Annotated in this window: 15 protein-coding genes; 8 read left to right on the forward strand and 7 right to left on the reverse strand. The window is 44.1% G+C overall.

What is annotated here, in order from left to right; translation table 11 throughout:
* The first annotated feature begins 192 nt into the window (after positions 1-192).
* Positions 193-1,467, forward strand: coding sequence for a radical SAM protein (locus N4A56_RS14310; protein ID WP_293668037.1), 1,275 nt, complete (start codon positions 193-195; stop codon positions 1,465-1,467).
* Between the two features lie 66 nt (positions 1,468-1,533).
* Positions 1,534-2,865, forward strand: coding sequence for an MATE family efflux transporter (locus tag N4A56_RS14315; protein WP_293668039.1), 1,332 nt, complete (start codon positions 1,534-1,536; stop codon positions 2,863-2,865).
* A gap of 164 nt (positions 2,866-3,029) precedes the next feature.
* Here the strand turns inward: N4A56_RS14315 and N4A56_RS14320 are convergent, their stop codons facing one another.
* The 6 genes from N4A56_RS14320 to N4A56_RS14345 all read right to left on the reverse strand — a co-directional run bounded on the left by N4A56_RS14320 (position 3,030) and on the right by N4A56_RS14345 (position 9,386).
* Positions 3,030-4,541: a catalase gene (locus N4A56_RS14320; RefSeq protein ID WP_295548365.1), complete on the reverse strand. Its 1,512-nt coding sequence runs from the start codon at positions 4,539-4,541 to the stop codon at positions 3,030-3,032.
* A 194-nt stretch (positions 4,542-4,735) separates the two neighbouring features.
* Positions 4,736-5,542, reverse strand: coding sequence for a hypothetical protein (locus N4A56_RS14325; RefSeq protein ID WP_293668043.1), 807 nt, complete (start codon positions 5,540-5,542; stop codon positions 4,736-4,738).
* Positions 5,543-5,700: 158 nt separating this feature from the next.
* Positions 5,701-5,964 carry a DUF1653 domain-containing protein gene (locus N4A56_RS14330; RefSeq protein WP_295548367.1) on the reverse strand — a complete coding sequence of 88 codons (264 nt, stop codon included), beginning with the start codon at positions 5,962-5,964 and terminating at the stop codon, positions 5,701-5,703.
* A gap of 588 nt (positions 5,965-6,552) precedes the next feature.
* Positions 6,553-7,218 carry a lactate utilization protein gene (locus N4A56_RS14335; protein ID WP_293668047.1) on the reverse strand — a complete coding sequence of 222 codons (666 nt, stop codon included), beginning with the start codon at positions 7,216-7,218 and terminating at the stop codon, positions 6,553-6,555.
* Entirely contained in the window at positions 7,211-8,641 is a 1,431-nt protein-coding gene (locus N4A56_RS14340) for a LutB/LldF family L-lactate oxidation iron-sulfur protein (protein ID WP_295548370.1), read from the reverse strand. Before N4A56_RS14340 ends, N4A56_RS14335 begins: the two co-directional genes overlap by 8 nt.
* On the reverse strand, positions 8,634-9,386 hold the full coding sequence (locus tag N4A56_RS14345; protein ID WP_293668051.1) for a (Fe-S)-binding protein: 753 nt from the start codon (positions 9,384-9,386) through the stop codon (positions 8,634-8,636). The genes N4A56_RS14340 and N4A56_RS14345 overlap by 8 nt, the downstream gene beginning before the upstream one ends.
* 174 nt (positions 9,387-9,560) lie before the next feature.
* Between N4A56_RS14345 and N4A56_RS14350 the strand changes: the two genes are divergently transcribed.
* The 5 genes from N4A56_RS14350 (at position 9,561) to N4A56_RS14370 (ending at position 16,944) form a co-directional block, all read left to right on the forward strand.
* Positions 9,561-10,178 carry a MarC family protein gene (locus tag N4A56_RS14350; protein WP_293668053.1) on the forward strand — a complete coding sequence of 206 codons (618 nt, stop codon included), beginning with the start codon at positions 9,561-9,563 and terminating at the stop codon, positions 10,176-10,178.
* 354 nt (positions 10,179-10,532) lie between these two features.
* A complete protein-coding gene (locus tag N4A56_RS14355; protein WP_295548372.1) occupies positions 10,533-11,285 on the forward strand; it encodes an alpha/beta fold hydrolase in 753 nt (250 codons plus the stop codon).
* A 342-nt stretch (positions 11,286-11,627) separates the two neighbouring features.
* Complete coding sequence (locus N4A56_RS14360; RefSeq protein ID WP_295548374.1) at positions 11,628-13,100, forward strand: GGDEF domain-containing protein; 1,473 nt, start codon at positions 11,628-11,630, stop codon at positions 13,098-13,100.
* An 83-nt stretch (positions 13,101-13,183) separates the two neighbouring features.
* Positions 13,184-13,870 (forward strand): queuosine precursor transporter, encoded by a 687-nt coding sequence (locus tag N4A56_RS14365; RefSeq protein WP_295548376.1) that lies wholly within the window; start codon positions 13,184-13,186, stop codon positions 13,868-13,870.
* Between the two features lie 638 nt (positions 13,871-14,508).
* On the forward strand, positions 14,509-16,944 hold the full coding sequence (locus N4A56_RS14370; RefSeq protein WP_295548378.1) for a methyl-accepting chemotaxis protein: 2,436 nt from the start codon (positions 14,509-14,511) through the stop codon (positions 16,942-16,944).
* A 76-nt stretch (positions 16,945-17,020) separates the two neighbouring features.
* On the opposite strand, the gene mgtE is transcribed toward N4A56_RS14370, so the two are convergent.
* On the reverse strand, positions 17,021-18,403 hold the full coding sequence (gene mgtE / locus N4A56_RS14375; protein WP_293668062.1) for a magnesium transporter: 1,383 nt from the start codon (positions 18,401-18,403) through the stop codon (positions 17,021-17,023).
* 160 nt (positions 18,404-18,563) lie between these two features.
* Between mgtE and nadC the strand changes: the two genes are divergently transcribed.
* A complete protein-coding gene (gene nadC, locus N4A56_RS14380) occupies positions 18,564-19,439 on the forward strand; it encodes a carboxylating nicotinate-nucleotide diphosphorylase (protein ID WP_295548381.1) in 876 nt (291 codons plus the stop codon).
* The last annotated feature ends 227 nt before the right edge of the window (positions 19,440-19,666 follow it).

Below are 19,666 nucleotides of genomic sequence, written 5' to 3' on the forward strand. Positions count from 1 at the left end.
CAGATAGCATGAGTCTGGTGACAACGCCTTTATCTGCCCATGACGTTTACGCCAACGCAGCATAAGGATTCTGGGAAATTTACATTGCGAAAGCCACGTTGCTCTCTGTTAGTTAAATTTTCCGTGCCCCACCGCAACGTGCGGTTTTGTCATCACCCTCATACTAACTCTGTACTTATATAGAGAGATACTATGGCTTCTTCAAAAATCCGCCCAAAACTTCTTGTGGCAGACAAAGACGGTAATATTTACGACCACCCCGACCTGCTTATGCTGTGCCGTCGCGGTAATGATCTTGCACAACCACGTCCTGATGAACTTATGCCGCTTCCTGAAGGCAGTGATATTTTCATGCTCCCCGGTCGCCGTGCGCTTGGTCTCGATCCAGAAGACGGCGAAGTGGAACAGATGGAAGAATATGCAGTGGCTGCATTTGTGGCACCTGCACACACTCTTACTGCACATGCTGCCTACCAAAGTGATGACGATGCCCCAACGCTGCCGCTGTTTGCTTACGGCGCAGTAGGCTTTGCCAACGGCAAATTTTATGTAGCAGCAAAAAAAGTAGATCAGGACGTACGTCAGGTTTTCCGTGGGTTTTCCGGCAAAAAAATCAAACGGTTTGCGAATACTATTTTAGAAAACTATAAAGAAAACCGCTTGATGCAACACATTATGAATAAATGTGTTCTTAAATACTCCTGCCCTGCTGCCAAAAACCTCGCAATCGGTCGATACGAAGCACCGCTACCTACATCCCGCACATGTAACGCCCGTTGCATCGGTTGTATTTCTTTTCAGGAAAATACATCAAAAATCTGTGCATCACCGCAAGACCGGTTGGACTTTACTCCTACAGCAGAAGAAGTATGCGGCGTAATGCGTCATCATGTTGCTAACGAAACAGAAAAGCCGATCTTTTCATTCGGTCAAGGCTGTGAAGGCGAGCCTCTCACTCAAGCCGATATGATTACAGAAGCTATTACCATGTTCCGTGGAGAAGGTGGGCGTGGAACTATCAACATGAACACCAACGCTTCGTTACCGGACAAAGTAGCACAGCTTGCAGATGCAGGGTTATCCTCTATCCGCGTAAGCCTTAACTCTGCCCGCGAAGAAGTATACAACCGTTATTATCGTCCAAACGGATACTGTTTCGCCGACGTTAAGCAGTCTATTCTGGAAGCAAAAGCACGTAACAAATGGGTTTCCCTGAATTTGCTGTACTTCCCCGGCGTAACTGATTCTGAACCGGAATTTGAAGCGCTGGTTACATTGATTAAAGATACGAAACTGGACTTCATCCAGTTGCGTAACCTTAATATTGACCCTGAAATGTATCTGGAATTGCTCAGCGACATAGACTTTGGGGCAAGTATGGGCTTCACTTTCTTTAGAAAAAGACTCAAGAAAGAATGTCCTTGGATAGATTTCGGGTACTTCAACCCATACATTGACGAAGAATAGCCCTCGAAAAACTTCAAGTCTGCATTCTATCTCCGAATGCAGACTTTTTATTTGCCGGAGCATACCATGACAACCACCGTAGAATCTTTGAACGAACACGCGTACAAGAACGCACCAGCAAAAACGTTTATCAGCATGTCGATCCCCGTGTTGCTGTCTCTCATTGCAGAACCGCTCACCGGCTTAGTTGATACTGCGTTTGTTGCGCGGCTGGGAACTGACCCGCTGGCTGCTCTCGGAATCGGCACAATGGTTCTCACGTCAGCATTTCTTGTTTTTAACTTTCTCGGAGTCGGGACACAAACAGAGATCGCACATACTATCGGTGCGGAAAACAAAAAAGAGACAGTCATCACAGCCAGTACTGCGCTGCTTCTCGCAACGGCTATCGGCATTGTTGCCTCATTATTACCGCTCTTTTTTCTGCCACAAATTTCTGTCTTTATGGGAGCCAAAGGTGCAGTCACAGATCTTTCTGTAGACTACATGGCATGCCGTATATTCGGAGGTCCGGCAGTCCTTTTCACTATGGCAGCATTCGGTATTTTTAGAGGGCTGCAAGACATGCGCACCCCGCTTATCGTTACAACGATAATCAACGTACTGAACGTGTTGCTGGACTGGCTTCTTATTTTTGGTATCGGTCCTTTTCCAGAAATGGGCGTCACAGGCGCAGCATTGGCAACCACTATCAGCCAGTACGTTGGCATGGCGATTACGCTTTACGCTCTTCAGAAAAAACTTGGTTTAGCATTAACGTTCGACCTTCCGCGCTGTAAGCGACTTTTATCCATCGGATGGGATATGACCGTACGAACAGGTCTTGTTATTGCTTTTCTGCTCTACTGTACACGTACAGCCACGCAGGCAGGCGCAATCGAAGGTGCTGCCCACCAAGGCGTACGTCAGTTCGCTGTATTCAACACACTCCTGCTTGATACATTTGCCATCACCGGGCAAAGCCTGACAGGATTCTTCAAGGGCAAAAATGATACACCGATGATTAAGCAGGTTATCCGCCAAACATTCGGGTATAGCTTCGGAACCGGCGTAATTACGGGTGTACTTATGATTGCAGGAGCCAGCCTGTTTGCAAAATTTCTTATTCCACCTGAGGCACATGCTGTATTCTATCCAGCATGGACGGTTACAGCGTTGTTCCAGCCTACAAACTCACTTTCGTATGCAACAGATGGCGTGCTGTGGGGAATCGGGGACTTTGCCTTTACGCGAAATGCTATGTGTATTTCATGCCTTATCGGCATTGTCTTCATCTCAGTCATAACAATGCTTAAACCATCGCAGCCACTCATGTGGATCTGGCTTGCAACTGGCGGCATGATGCTAATTCGTTCAAGCCTCGGCTGTTACCGCTGCTGGCAGCTAACTCGAGCATAACTACGATGCATTACAGCTCACGCAAAATATTGCAGCATTTTTAAACCAAACGTACTGACGTAAACAAATTGCGGGCTACCATCTTCATGATGGCAGCCCGCATTTCCTTTTCAATTCTTTCACACAGTGCCTAAAGCACCCGTGTATCTTTTCAATTAACCACGTTACATGTCAGCAGTTTCGGAAACTCTCTGCTCCTGACTCATGCCTGCAAGGCGTTGAACGAGATTTATATCAAGCCCAAGCCCCTGAGAAACGCGTTCACCGTACTCCGCATCTGCCAGATAAAAGATTGCGCATTGACGAAGTTGTATGCGAAGTGGAACTTCTTTCATGTGCCCGACAATATTTGTAATCAAGCTATCACGATCTGCTTCCGTCATTACGTGCCGATACAGATTCCCTGCTTGCACAAAGTCGTCATTCCTATGTGCAAACTCATAACGAGAGCCTGCGCCACTCAACGGAATATCTGGTTCTTCATTTTTACCTTCCGGTTGAATCTCGCTGAAACTGTTCGGCCAGTAATTTGGTCTACCGCCCCCATTATCATCAACGCGCATTAAACCATCCCGCTGGTGATTAAGAGGCATAGAGTTCTTCGGTTGGTTTACAGGAATAAGATTATAATTAGGACCAAGACGATGTATATGTGTATCGTGATAGGAGAATAACCGTGCTTGAAGCATTTTGTCTGGTGAAACACCTATGCCGGGAACCAAGTTGCTTGGACTGAACGCTGCTTGCTCAACTTCTGCAAAATAGTTTTCTGGATTTTTATTAAGCACTAGCTTGCCGACTGTTAGAGGCGGAACCTGACTGTGCGGCCAAACCTTTGTTATATCTAAAATATCCCATTCAAACTCTTCTGCCTGCTCAGGAGTAAGTATCTGCATTTCCAATGTCCACGAAGGATAGTCACCTTTTTCAATGGAATCGTACAAATCCCGTGTGGCGTGGTCAGGATCTTTACCGCACATTTCTTTTGCTTCTGTACCGGTAAAATTCTTAATGCCCTGATCGGTTTTGAAATGATACTGAACCCAGAAATACTCTCCAGTATCGGTGTACCATTTGTACGTGTGGCTAGAGTATCCATTCATATGCCGGTATGTGGCAGGCGTGCCCCTATCTGAAAACAGAATAGTAACCTGATGGATAGATTCCGGTGTTAATGACCAAAAATCCCAAGCCATCGTTGCACTTTTTAAATTTGTTGCTGGCTCACGCTTCTGTGTATGGATAAAATCAGGGAACTTGAGTGGATCTCGAATAAAGAAAACTGGGGTATTGTTCCCCGTCATGTCATAGTTCCCCTCTTCCGTATAAAACTTTATTGCAAAGCCGCGAGGGTCACGTTCAGCGTCTGCACTGCCCTTCTCGCCACCAACGGTAGAAAATCTAACAAAAACATCAGTCTTTTTACCTACAGCGGACAAAAAAGCAGCCTTGGTATACTTTGTTACGTCCGCTGTGACTTCAAAATATCCATATGCACCTGCGCCCTTGGCATGAACAACACGCTCTGGGATTCTCTCACGATCAAAGTGACTCAATTTTTCGAGCAAATGTACGTCCTGCATCAAAACAGGTCCGCGCTCGCCCGCAGTCAATGAATTTTGGTCGTTACCCACAGGACGCCCGAATGCCGATTTCATGATTTTTTTCTTGGACATGTAATGACTCCTCTCTATCAACATGTGCGAATCTCTCACAACATTGTATTCATTTTAATAGAGACAACGTTACTATATATCCCCCACACCAACTTTGATAAAATCACGCCAATTCTACACGCCCATAACTTTCGAAAACACGAGGCAAAAAAAAAGTCCCCGCAACGGCGAGGACTTTTTTGACATTCGTGCTGTTATAACAGCTTATCACTTTGAGACGGTGGAAGAGATTTTGGCTCAATAACGGTTCCACCTTCAATGGCGGTTTCTGGATCAATATCAATTGGTCCATTCCCTTTTGATGATGAATCAGCAATGAGCATTCGACCATCAGGGGTAATTGCTGTTTTCTGATCGATAATAGCAATACCGGTTTTTTCAAGAACTTCGCGTCTAAATGCATACTCTTCAGATACTCGACGAGTGCGGTACATGAAGTACATTTTACAGACGTAGCTGATAATCCATGCGGAGACCAGACCTACACTAATCCAGATAGCAAGTTCCGCCGCAACTTCACCGAGCTTTAAAATAAACCCGATAATAATATCCATATTATACAACAACATGCCCACGAACAAAAATCCCGCAAGCAGAATTGTTGTTGGCATACCGTTGATAAGATGAATCCAGCTGCGCATTTTTTCAGGAATATGTTCATTATCAACATGTTCCATTACCGGATCACCGTTGATGAAACGGTTAAAGCCCATTCCGATAATTTGAATGATGAACATAACTGCGATTGGAGCGAGCAATACCGCTACCAAGTACGCTTTCCAAGGGAAAAGGTATTCCATACCCCCGTCAGGGTTTGGCTGCAAATTCGTAACACCGTGAAGGATAGCAACTACTGTTACTACACATTCAACAATGATGATACCGAGTGCTATGTATGTAAGAAGAGATTTTTTCTCCTTCTCGTTGAGGACAGCCCCCAAACTGCCGGCCGCAAAAGAATGAGTACTCTTTTTCTGGGTATCGTTTTCGGTTTCGCTCATTATCCTATCTTCCTCCCGCAGCAACGAGTGCTGATTTCTATACAGTCAAGGACTTGCTACAGGACTGAACTGTTTTTTTCAAGCATGTATCAAAGAAAAAAACATTGTATCTAGTTCAATGTCCTGATTTTTATTCGTGAAACGAAGGATTCAGCGTATTATAGAAAATTTTGTACAGGATGCGTCGCTATGTATTTTTGTACATCTTCCGGTAACTGATCTTTTTCTATTGGTGCAAATCGTCTCACCAGAGTTCCGTCTGCCAACTTTTTTTCTCCATAAAATTCCGCTGCCGGTCTTGTAAACCAAGTATAGTCGCTTGGATAGAGTGTCCGGTAGATCACAACAACGTCATCAGTCGTGGTATCAAGCGCCTCTGTGACTGTCTGATAATACTTTCCTTTAAAATGCTTGTAGAACATGTAGCCTCTCTCAATCCAACAACATCCAGCTCGTAATCGTTCGATATTACTGAAAATCAGACAAAATAGTCACATTTTTGACAAGAAAAAAAGAAACACGGTTGGCATGCGGGTCAACAAAAATCCTCCCTGTCACACCAAACCGTGTACTTAGAATACCCTTGCAGTCTACTTCTTGTAAAGTCTACAGGTAAAACTAAAGTAACAGCCTCTCACCACCCGAAAACAGGGACAAAAATATTTTCTGCTACCGAGAGTGTATTTCGCAACTGTACACCTGTGTTGCTGCCATCTTTCGCTCTTTGCTACAGTTTCAGAAAAAAAGCTGTCTCAAGATAACGCTGCTGCGCCTTCAACATCTTTTTCACTTCTACCGCACAAAGGGAAAGTTCTACTTAGCATCACTGTATATACAACCCTAAAGTACACCCTAGTTGCTTGCCATTTTGAGTAAAAAAAAGCCAAACCCGATACCCAATTCTCAGGCAATTCAAAGTCTGGCTTTTATTCTCTAGTACCAGCAGTGCACCAGACGTTTCGACAGAACTAATGTCCTAGTCGAACGAACGTTCCGGCGCACGCCCTTGTCTATTCCGTAATATACACAATCAAGTCCGTAGGACCATGCACTCCGAATTGCAAAATCAATTCAATATCTGCTGTCTTGGAAGGACCTGAAATAAGTAATGCGTTTGTCGGCATTTCCTTATTCCATTTCAACTTTTTGATTGCTTCCTGAAATGAGGTGTATATTTTGTCAGCTTCTACTACGACAACATGCAGCGGTGGAACAATAGACATCAACCGCGGCTCTTCTTCAGTCGGCCATAGAATAACAGCAGCAGATTCTGCAATACCGCCAAGGCAGCCCGTTACTGCGCCGTCGCAAGCAAAGAGTTCATCTTTAAAATCTTCAATAGAGTTTTTCCACTCAACCAGCTTGCACGAGCTGTCTTTTTTCCAATTCGCCTTAAGCGCCTTTCCTGTAGGAGTGGTTGGTGCATACAGTAAGGTTTTCTGCCCACGCTCTTCCACAATAGTCTGGAGCTGCTCTACCCATTCTGCACCTTTTGTTCGGTACACCTCAGTTCGAACTGCGCTCATCCGCTCTTTAAACTCTTCGATATTTTTTTCTTTCGGCTGATTTTTTATATTCCATACTTTTTTCTGCGGGATATATGCGTCACGCCCATACTGCTGGGCATTATACAGACGTTCTAAAATCCGTTCTCTATTCTCAGCACTATTACTCATGACGCAACCCCTCTTTTTTCGCTAAATCTTTGAGGCTGTTTTTGCCAAACTGCGGTTTGCTTCGTACACTCATCCATGCCCGCAGTGGTCCCACAACAGGAATCCACTTACCGAACAGCGCAAGCCCTTTCAGCATTATTTTATTCACAGTTGGACACGTTTGAGACCACTTCCACCCTTTCCAAACCATGCTTTCTACGCAACTACGCTTGTAGCCAGATAGCGCAACTTTACTTGGATCGGCATTCCCGTAGCTTTCATCTCGCATGCGACGGATAAGTTCTGGAATTGGAATCCGTACAGGGCATGCTTCTGCACAGGCGTCACAAAGTGAGGATGCAGTTGCAATAGCACCTTTAGGGTTCAGACCTTCAATTTGCGGCACAAGGATTTCGCCAATCGGCCCCGGATAGGTCGAGCCGTATGCATGCCCACCAATACGGGTAAACACAGGACAATGGTTCAAACACGTACCACAGCGGATACATTTGAGCACATCACCAAGCTGCGGGTCGTTCATAATTTTTGAACGACCATTATCCAGCAAAACAAGATGCACTTCCTTAGGACCATCACGCTCCCCTTTTTTGCGAGGACCAGATATCATATTGAAATAGGTAGTGATACGCTGCCCTGTAGCTGAGCCACACAGCAAACGATAAATGGCTGGGATATCCTCAACATTCTCAATAAGCTTTTCTATGCCCATAAGAGCAATATGCAATGGCGGCACGGTGGTACACATGCGTCCGTTGCCTTCATTTTCCACAAGACAAAGGGTACCTGTTTCTACAATACCAAAGTTAACGCCGGAAATTCCTGCATCAGCTGTTTTGAAATGGTCACGTAAAATGCTACGCACATTCTCAAGCATAACATCAACATCTTCGGTGTATTCCATGTCTTCAATATGCTCTGCGAGAACTTCAGCAATCTGTATCCTGTTTTTGTGTACAGCAGGGACAATAATATGGGACGGAGGCTCATTGCACAGCTGGATAATGAACTCACCAAAGTCAGTTTCAACGATCTCTTTGCCGTGTTCTTCCAGATACGAGTTAAGGTGAATTTCTTCCGAAGCCATTGACTTGCCTTTAACAACTTTTGTTGCTGAATGGCTTTCTAGAATAGAAAGAATCTGCTCGTTGGCGTCCTTGGCAGTTTCTGCCCAGTGCACGATAATACCGTTCTTTGTACACTGCTCTTCGAAGCGTTCGAGCAGTTCAGGTAAATTTGCAAGAACGTCTTTTTTCATACAACTGCCAACATCACGCAGAAACTCAGTCTCTTCTGGCGACGCAAAAACAGTACCGCGCCGTTGAATCAACGTATCGGTTGCGAATCGGAAGTTCGCTCGAAGTTGACTGTCTGCCAGCGCCTCTGCCACGTTTTGTGCAAAATTGAACTTCTCGTTACTAGCCATTGATCCGCTCCCAGATAAATTCCGCTATATGCTGACTTTTTATGTCTATTTTTTCTTTTTCCATATGCCCGCTTATGTTCATAAGGCATCCAGCATCTCCACTAAGCACAACTGATGCACCAGTTGCCACAACATCCGCCACTTTATCCGAAACCATTGCGCCGGAAATTTCAGGCTGCTTAATAGAAAAAGTGCCGCCAAATCCACAGCATTCACGCTCACGCTCAAGTTCAATCAGCTCTACATTGGCAAGTTGCGTCAATAGCGCCTTAGAGTCTTCAATACAGTTAGCCTCTCGCATAGCATGACACGAGGAATGCCACGTTGCCTTAATCGGCAGTCCCTTATCTACATATTGTGCATGCGCGTGCTGGTGTAAAAATGTGGTCAACTCAACGACTCTTTCGCTAAAGCGCTTCACTATGAAAAGATCAGGCGAATTTTTAAAAAGCTTCGGATAATGCACCTTCATCATTCCCGCACACGAGCCGGATGGTACAATGATAGGATATTCATGTTTTGAGAATAGCTGCACCTGCTTCCAGGCAACCTCTTTTGCTTCTTCGGGGAAACCGGAGTTATACGCAGGCTGTCCGCAACAGCTTTGTTCCATTGGGAAAATAACTTCATATCCTTCCCGTTCAACCAGTCGAATTGCTGCCATTGCAGACTCTGCATACATCATATCCGCAAGACATGTTCCAAAGAAATATACCGGTGTTTTTACCGCGCTGTCTTTCTTCATGTTCCACCCTTTGCTGAGAAGCTAAATTGACTATAACCGCTTAGTTTTAAAAACCTTAAAAAACGCTTGATAAGTTAGATGAACAAGCATACAAGCGTCCTCACACTTTTACGTGATTGTCATATTTCACAATAGCACCCAGCAACGCCATTGTCTTTTATAGCAGGTGAAACCATGCCGACATACATAATGCTTACTGTATTTACTGAAACCTTCGTCAAAGTATTCTTTGTACTTACTCCATTTTTTGTTGTGAGTATGTTTTTGGCGCTCACCGTTGACATGTCAAAAGAAGAACAACGCAAAACTGCAATCCGCACTACGCTTGCAGTTATTGTTGCAGCATTTACCCTGTTCTTTTTCGGTAACACGCTCTTTGCAATTTTCGGCATCACCTTGGATGCATTCCGAATAGGTGCCGGTGCGCTTCTTTTTCTGTCTGCTGTTCATCTTATTCAGGGCACCAAAAAGCCTATTAAAAACCCAGACGATATTGAGGATGGTGACATCAGTGTTGTTCCACTGGCTATTCCTGTTATTATCGGACCGGCAACCATTGGTACTTTGCTCATTATGGGTGCTCAGATAACAGATACCCCTACACGCATCGCAAGTAGCTTCGGACTCCTTGCAGCTATCTTTGCAGTAGGCTTCTTACTCATAATGGCACCACATATTCAGCGTCTTATCGGTACGATTGGTCTTTCAATCATGAGTAAAATAAGCGGACTTATCCTTTCCGCACTATCAGCGCAGATCATGTTTACAGGGATTAAAAATTTTCTATTCTAACAGATACTGTTGACGCCAAAAAAGCCGGAACAATTGTTCCGGCTTTTTTTATAGCTGTGTCCAGCCAGCAACCTTGCACCGACTGTAGAACCTCTTCACATCATGCTAATTTCTTAGTATAAAAACATAAAAGATATGATCCAGTAGCCATGCGCGTCTCCTATTTTGGCAAAGCAGATTCTTTCCCTCTAGCACCTTTTTCAATTCAGAAAACAGAGCTAATAACGCACTCATGTGAGGTAACGTCCCATGCCCCTGTTAAGTATCCTAGCAATCATATTTGTGCTTATGTGCTTTCTTTTCGCTGTGGTTACGTACTTGCTATATTGGTATGAGCATCAATCACAAATAGACATGCTATTTGAGTCACGAAACGCCGCTGCGCTAGCTACAAAACATGGCATACTTTCAGCTTTTAAAGCTCAGGTAGTCTGTATTTCTATCCTTCCTTTTGGAGCCTTGGTTCAGATTTTACAAAGAAATCGTCCTGCCCTTCCTGACACTCAGGCTCAGTCCGTTATCATGGTTCATGGCTTGTTTCATAACACATCTGCTTGGATATTTTATAAATACTGGTTTAGAAAACAAGGCATAACAAATTGCGCAAGCTTCTATTATTCCAGCCGCAAAACATTCGAAAGCGTAACTGCCGAATTTGATATGTATATGAACGCAGCATTAGCGCAAAATCCACAAACAAAACCTGTTCTCATCGGACACAGCCTTGGCGGTCTATTACTACGCAACTGGCTTGCACAATCCGAAAACGCTAAAAAGGTTGCAGGTGCAATTACACTGGGTGCACCAATGCAAGGGAGCAAACTGGCAATTTTTTCCGCTACCAATCTTGGAAAGCAGCTAGACTTCAACGGTAGCCTCATTAAACAAATCGAAGCGTGCGAACAGCAAAAAAGCTCTTTACCAATTCCCTGCTATGCACTTTTTTCCCCTGTCGACAATATGGTTTTACCACAAAAAAGCGTAGCAACACCGCCACCCCATTGGGTTACTATCAAAACCAAACCAGTTAGCCATCTAGCAATGTTGAGCGATAAAGACATCGCAATAGAAGTTGCAAACCTTTTGAATACACTTTTTAAAAAATAAATTTATTTTTTCCTATTTCGCTATTCCTAATTCCTTAATCTTATTCTTTTTACTTCCTACAATCGCAAACCAATTCTAATCAAAAGTTGTTAAAACTCGCAAAACCCTCGACAAACGAGGGTTTTTTCGTGTTACAGACTTATTCCAGTTATATTGGTTAGAAACACAATTTTGCCAGTCAGTTTTTTGACTTTACATTCCCCCACACTCCTCCTTCATACAATTTCACCCTAGAACAGCAGCACTACAACAAAAACGGCACACAACTTGCTTAACAAGAACATACGCCACTATTTTCATTTTGATCGGCATAATTTGCCGCAATATTTTTTGGAGGATACCGTGAACGGTCAAACTAAGAAGCTCATGTGGGGACTGGGCATCAGTGATAAGGATGCTGAAGTTATACGGCATGCTGCCGGTGATCAATTTGCACTTACCTGCTTTCCCGTTGGTATTACTCCTTCAGTCGATCAACTCGAAGCAGACAAGCCGTGCCTCCTTTGGATATCCAAGCAGGGATGGGATGCTTTTAAAGCCCTGCCTGCCTCAGCAACCGCGCATATCGATGTTGCCTCACGCATCCTTATTATGGGCGGGAATTATGATCTGGCAGAACTTGAATCACTGCTGGAATGCGGCTTTGCAGAAATAATCAAGCCACCAATCACAGAAGACCGTGCCCGTGAGGTATTACTTTCCGCAGTAGAGACACAAAACCTGTATCAGGATATTGTGCACATGACGCGTGAAATATGCATGGAGCGCGAACTGCTTGAAAGAAAGAATGACGTGTTAAGTTTTCTTGTGTCGTTTCTTGAAAAAGTTACGCAACATCTTGACCCTGCTGAGATTTTGCGTGCTGCACAATCTGAACTGGCAACCTTGCTGCCTGTTTCAGCCATCAATGCCATTTGCTGGCCGCCGCAGAGTTCAGAAAATGTGCACGCCACTATTTATGTTGCGAGTAACAATAAAAACGATACGACCTACACATGGACTGAAAAGCTAAAAAGCCACGCAGAGCAACTGCTCGGCAACGGTGTTGTCAGTATCGACATGAACTACATGGGAAGCACTGCAACCAATATTGAACCGGATCCAGAAAAACTGCTCGCAGTCAATTTGGAATATGGCGGCTCTAAATTCGGAGTAGTCATGGTGCAATGCAGCGATCATCCGCAGCTGGGGAAAGACCAGATACAAGTTTTGCAATCTGCCATCTCGCACCTTACGCTAGGGTTGAATAACGCCATGCTGTACACAGCAGCCCAGCATAACGCGGACTTCGACGGTTTAACAAAGCTCTACAACAGACGTCATTTTGATACACGTCTTCTCGAAGAAAACACCCGACACAGACGCTACGGGCATTCTCTGTGTTTATTGATTGCTGATATTGATAATTTCAAAAAGATTAATGATACCTACGGACATTTAGCAGGCGATGCTGTGCTAAGAGACCTTGGTCGTATCCTTGAACAATCATTGCGTACATCAGATTATATTGCACGCTTTGGTGGTGAAGAGTTTGCCGTCTTACTTCCGTGTACATCCATCAGCCACGCCACCACACTGGCTGAACGCATCCGGGCACAGATTCAAGAGCATGCCTTTGCAACTGACAAGGGTATACTTAACACTACAGCGAGCATTGGCGTAGCATGCATTGATCTGAGCAAAGATGAATCCCCTGTCGAAATTATCCGCAGGGCAGATGCCGCGCTTTATCGTGCTAAACGTGAGGGTAAAAATCAGGTTACTGTGCTTTATCCAACCAGCAGCTTGTTACTCGCTGAAGGCTACGCAACTTGACCTCATAACGAATTGCGCCTATTTACGAAGCCGAGAAATCGGGCTGTTTTCCCGTTTTCTAATCGCTTCAAGGAGTATTCGTCGTGAACGAAGTATTATGGATTAGCTTCGCAATTGCAGATCTTTGCATTGCACTGATGCTCTACAGGTTCTTTGGCAGGATCGGTCTGTTTGCCGTTATTGTCTTCAACCTTCTTTTATGCAACCTTCAAGTCCTTAAAACTGTTGAACTCTTCGGTCTTACAACCACTCTTGGCAATATTTTATATGCCGGTGTGTTTTTAGCAACCGATATGCTCAGCGAATTTTACGGAAAACGTGAAGCACAAAAGGGCGTAATGCTCGGCTTCATCACTCTAGTCCTCATGACGGTGTATATGCAGATAGCTCTGCACTTCTCACCTGCTGCGGACGACTTCGCCCAACCGCATCTCGAAGCCATCTTCGGCTTCCTTCCACGTATCGCGGTGGCATCCATGCTTGCTTATCTTGCATCACAAATGCACGATGTATGGGCATTCCATTTTTGGAAAGAAAAGACGGAAGGAAGAATGCTATGGCTGCGAAACAACGCCTCTACGCTTGTTTCACATATCATAGATTCCGCAATATTCTGTCTTATTGCCTTCTATGGCGTCTTTCCAACAGCAATACTTGTAGAAATAATGATAACTACTGTGCTGTTCAAAGCATTTGTTTCAGTGCTGGACACTCCGTTTATCTATGCAGCTAAACGAGTCCACGCTATGCTTCCGGAGCATGCGCACTAGCCGTCACTTCATTTACCTGTAAAAGCTCCCCTTACTCATAAAGTAGGGGGAGCTTTTTTTCTCCGTTTAGATACCATTTCTAACAACAATACATCATGTCATATTTTTGTTGCCTTTTATAGAGAGTATCCTAACCGGCTATCAACTATTCATCATGACAAAAACATACAGGCAAACTCACTTCTGCCAAGCTGTTCACTCCATACGACAACCAGCACTTTTAACCACCACCCCACCGGCATTTGGGGATCAAAAACAATCGTCCTGCACTCTTATTTCCACACTAAGCTAGTTTAATTTCATGAGTATCCATTGATACTTTTAGTGGATGCATACTTTTGCTATTTCGGATATGCACCCTCGTTTTTTACTCTTACAAAAGATCAAGAAATTAGATAGATAGCATTTTGTTAGTATTTATTAACCATATTCATTAAGTAAAGACTTAACCTTGTCGATAACAACCTTATGTATATATACCACCTGAGTTGAAAAACAATCGCTGGCTGTTTTTCATACGCTTTTGCCGCGCATTCGGTGGTAATGTTACGCATACAACCAAAAGATCAACGTACCACGTATACCACTTGTGTTGCTCTAACTCTATTTCACAACTTCCTAACTACATGAGAGAGAACATGCAGTTTTTAAAAAACCTACGTATCAGTGTTAAAATTTGGGGTGGATTTTCTCTTATTTTATTAGCAATCGCTCTGCTTTCAATGCAGGCAATTGGTAATGTTGAAGAAAACAAAACTGGCTTTATTTCCTACAGAGAACTTGCACGCGATACCAACCTAGTCGGCAGACTTCAGGCTAATATTCTCCTTATGAATATTGCAGCCAACGAGTATATAAACAAAAAAACTCAAACTTCTCTCTCTGAATATGAAAGCCGTGAAAATAACTTCTTACGCTTTTTAGCAATAGCGCAAAAAGAAATTCAAAATCCAAAACGTGCTGCTCTTGTTGATGCCGTTGAAAATAATGCTAAAAAAATTATTGCAGATTTTTCAATGTATCGCCAACTCAGCCAGCAACGTGCCGACACCCTTAAAGTAGTAAAAGAAGTCACAGGCAAACTTGATGCCACGCTAACTACAGCAGTTGCTACTCCAAACCCAAGCAACCCACATTTTGTTCATTCGCTTTCCAAATGCTACATTACATTTACCCAAGCGCGCATGAACATAGTTAAAGCACTGTATGCACCAAGCACCATACTCGATCAGGAACACCTGAATGAAATTATGGATAACACTAAAAAATACTTACGTGTTGCAAACAATAACATCATCACAAATGCAGAACGTGCAGCATACAGTGAAACACGCTTATTATTTGAACAGTACATGGGACTTGCTGAAAAACTTTACAGCAACATGGCAAGTCTACGCGAACTTAGCAGCAGCATTAGTAAATATGGCGAGCTTGCAGCCTCTGACGCAGAAAAAGTTAAGCTTTCCGTTATGGCAGATCAGGACATTTTGGGACCCAAAATGCAGGCAAGCAACGAAAGTTCGTATACTAACCTGCTAACTATTTCTGTCGGCACTCTTCTTATTGCCCTTATTCTTTCGTTTTTCACCTCTCGCTCAATTACAATACCGCTGCATAAAATCCACACATTCGCTACGTCCCTGCGTGATGGTGACTTATCTGCACAAATAGTAATTAACGAGAAAAACGAACTCGGCGCCATTGCAACAGCTCTTACACAAATGGGTACTGCGATTTCCAATATGGAAAAAGAGCTGGATAACCTTGTATCTTCCATTGCAGTAGGCGAATTTTTAGACCGAAGCAATGCATCTGACTTCTCAGGTGGATACCGAAAAGTTCTGGATAATGCGAACAGAATGACAGACATGTTTGTACATTTTATCAATTCGCTGCCAATCCCTGTTTTAACTATGAATAAATCTCTTGATGTCCTTTTTGCAAACAGGCTAGCGCTTTCTCTATCTAACGCTTCCTTGTCTGATTTTGTTGGCAAGTCATCAAATGCATTAGTACCAAGAGACGATTTCCAGACTGATACCTGTGCAGTAACCAAGGCAATCACTTCCGGTTCTGAAAAACGAAGCTTTACCAAAATCCGTACTGATGGTGTGGTTCGAGACGTTGACTGTATTGGCGTGCCAATTATGCAAGACAACAAAGCTGTCGGCGCACTTCAAGTGATGATTAACCACACTGAAATTATTGAGGCACAGGAAAAACTTAAAGCTGTTGCGCACGATATCGAAATTATATCCGAAAGACTCAAAGCAAATAGTTCCAACCTTGCTGACAATTTCAACGAAGTACGCTCTGGCGCTGAGCTTCAAAGCCAACGTACAGCTGAAACTTCTACAGCAATCGAGCAAATGAACACCTCTGTCTCTGAAGTTGCAATGAACGCATCCAAAGCGCACACAAACGCGTTAAAAGCCAAAGAAGAATCAGAAGATTGCTCCAACACCGTCTTCAAAGCCGTACAATCAATCTCAGAAGTAAGCACTACGACTCAAGAGCTACAACAAAACACCGTTAAACTCAGTGAACAGGTCGATGCTATTGGTTCAATTATGAACGTCATCTCTGACATTGCCGACCAAACAAACCTGCTGGCTTTAAACGCCGCCATCGAGGCTGCCCGTGCCGGTGATGCCGGTAAAGGGTTTGCGGTTGTAGCAGATGAAGTACGCAACCTCGCAGAAAAAACCATGCAGGCTACTGAACAAGTAAGCCAGAGCGTAAGCACAATCCAATCTGCTGCGCAGCGCAACTTTGATACTGTGAGCCACTCTGTACAAACAGTCGAACAAGCCAACTCCCTCGCAACTGAGTCAGAAAATTCACTGCGCACTATCATGGAATTAATCGATCAGAACACCTCGCAGGTAGGCGAAATTGCGACTGCTTCAGAAGAACAATCAGCGGTTGCTGAACAGATTTCCCGCTCAGCAGAGGAAGTAGCTTCCACTATTGAAAAGTCGTCCTCAGAAATTAATGAGTCCGCGAACTCTATTCAAGACATTGCAACAATGACAAACGAACTACACGCACTTGTAGCCCGTTTATCTGCGTAATTGCAGCACTCATACAAATAAAAAAATCTCCCTGTGGAAGCCATTTCCACGGGGAGATTTTTTTATTGCTTACAATCTACAAAATAAACAGTGTCGCTAAGCCAAGGAATATAAGGAAACCAAAACCATCTGTCAGCGTAGTAAGGAAAATACTCGACGCCTGTGCAGGGTCACGTCCCAGCTCTTTAAGGATAAGCGGAATAGAAGCCCCCGCAAGAGCACCTAGCAGCATATCCAAAGCCAAAGCCGCAGCCATTACCTGAGCCAGTAGGACATTCTGCGTAAACAAGAATACGCCCAGCATGACAAGTAAGCTGACGATTAATCCTGTTAAAGCCCCGACTTTTGCCTCACGGAGCACTGCTTTCCAGCTTTTCACGCGGTCAAACCGCTCTACTGCAAGTTGACGAATCATAACAGCAAGCGCTTGCTGTCCTGTATTTCCTGCCTGGTTTGCAACAATAGGCATAAGCACGGCAAGAATTGCCATTTGAGCAATAGAGCCTTCAAACAAAAATACAACATATGCTGAAACACTTGAATTCAACATATTGATAAACAACCATGGCAACCGAACCTTTACTGACTCTAGCCACGGCGTATCTACAGTTTCGTCTTGCCCCGCACCAACCATGCCGAGCATATCTTCTGTTGCTTCTTCGTGGATAATATCAATAACGTCATCGTATGTAACAACGCCAAGCAACCTGCCTTCATAATCCACAACAGGCAACGCCATAAAATTGTATCGAGAAAGAAGATGCGCGACGTTTTCTTTATCTTCATCGAACACTGCTGAAATAAGGCTCTGATCGGAAAGTTTTTCTTCAAGAACAGTACCCGGTCGGCACAACAGCAAGTCACGTAAAGAAAGCACACCGACAAGCCGGTCGGCACTGTCTACAATATATGCATAATATGGAATCTCTTTGTCTTCCATTTCCCGTCGTATATGCATAATTGCCTGATCGGCTGTAAGTTCCTGCCCGAGAATAATAATCTCGGTGTTCATAATGCCGCCAGCGGTGTCTGGATCAAACGCCAGCAGGCTTCGAATTTCTTCTGCGTCGTCATCTTCCAGACGTCCAAGAAGAACATCCCTGTGTTCTTCGTCCAGCTCATCAAGAACGTCAGTCGCATCATCCGGCGACATTTCGGAAAGAATACGAACAGCTACATCAACATCGAGGTTTTCGATAATATCAGTCTGGACACGATCTTCCATTTCAGCAAGAGTTTCCGCAGCATCTTCCGTAGAAAGATGCTCCATCATGCAAACCTGCTTTTCGATGGAAAGATTTTCTATATGGTCAGCGGCATCTGCCGGGTGGGCAAACTCGCCTGTAAGAATAGAGCTAACTTCTTCTCGACAGTTATTTTCAGGCATAACCGCCTTATTTTCTTCCGAAGCTTCTGCTGCTCCATCTTCTCTGCTATGCTGCTTTTTTGTACCAGTCATGCTCAACCACCTGAGCCCTACGAGCGTGTGAAATTTATCATTTGTCAAGACCGCTTGACGAAACTGTCGCAGCCACCTAAACACCGCCTAAGAGGGATGGAACGACCCCCACTCTCCCGGCTTTGTGCCTCTACCATTAAGAGGGTCAGTTACACAATCCATGCATACAGAAAAATTTGATTCATTTTTTCAAGGTAACGCACAAGTCTACCTCAACAGCGCCATCGAACTTGCGTTAGAAGAGGATGGTCCAGATCTTACCTCGGAAGGAATCTTCCCCCCAGGTCACAAGCTCTCTGCCGAAATCATCAGTAAAGAAGATACACTTGTTGTCGGTCTTCCACTTATACCGCTCATTATGGCAGCTTGCGCTGATACTGAATGGTCATGGAATGCTTTGACAACAGAAGGCGCTCTTGTTCCAGACCGAACTGTAGTAGCAACTATTGAAGCTGATGCAAGTCATCTGCTAAAAGCTGAACGTATCATACTTAACTTTATAACACATCTTTCAGGCATTGCGAACCTGACCAAGCAATATGTTGACCAGCTTGAAGGTACCGGCACTGCTCTTTTGGATACACGCAAGACGTTGCCTTGTCTGCGATATCCTGAAAAATATGCTGTTCTTATGGGTGGCGGGCAGAACCACCGTAAAGACTTAACAGAAATTCTTATGCTGAAAGACAACCATATTGACCTTGCAGGCAATATGACAGCAGCAGTAAACAAACTGCGTGCAACATACTTCCCGTGTCCGCCAATTGAGGTGGAATGCCGCACAATGGACGAAGTCCACGAAGCCGTTGCATGCAAAGCTGACAGAATTATGTTGGACAACATGGATATTCCAAAAATTCGGGAAGCACTTGCCGTTATTCCTGAATCTATTGAAACAGAAGTGAGCGGCGGTGTCACACTCGAAACAATCCGAAGCCTTGCCCTTGCCTCTGACTCAGGTCCGCATTACATTTCAGTAGGAAGATTAACTCACTCTGCACCAATTGCAGACTTTAGTATGCTCGTCAGTGAATAAGTCCTCATTATACAGGTTGAGGCAACACTGTGCATTCCTCCTTTACTGTAACCCTGTTTTACAACATTGAACCTGTGTATAGCGTAAGAAAACCAAACATTTTAGCATAATACACATGCTATATAATTTGGATTTTTTTAAATACCGTTTAGCAATTATTTATTGATATCTATTTTATACACAATCGATGCGCTTAAGCAGATTACAGCAATGCACTGGATTGCCAG

Origin of the sequence: Halodesulfovibrio sp., from assembly GCF_025210605.1 — a bacterium.
GTDB lineage: Bacteria > Desulfobacterota > Desulfovibrionia > Desulfovibrionales > Desulfovibrionaceae > Halodesulfovibrio.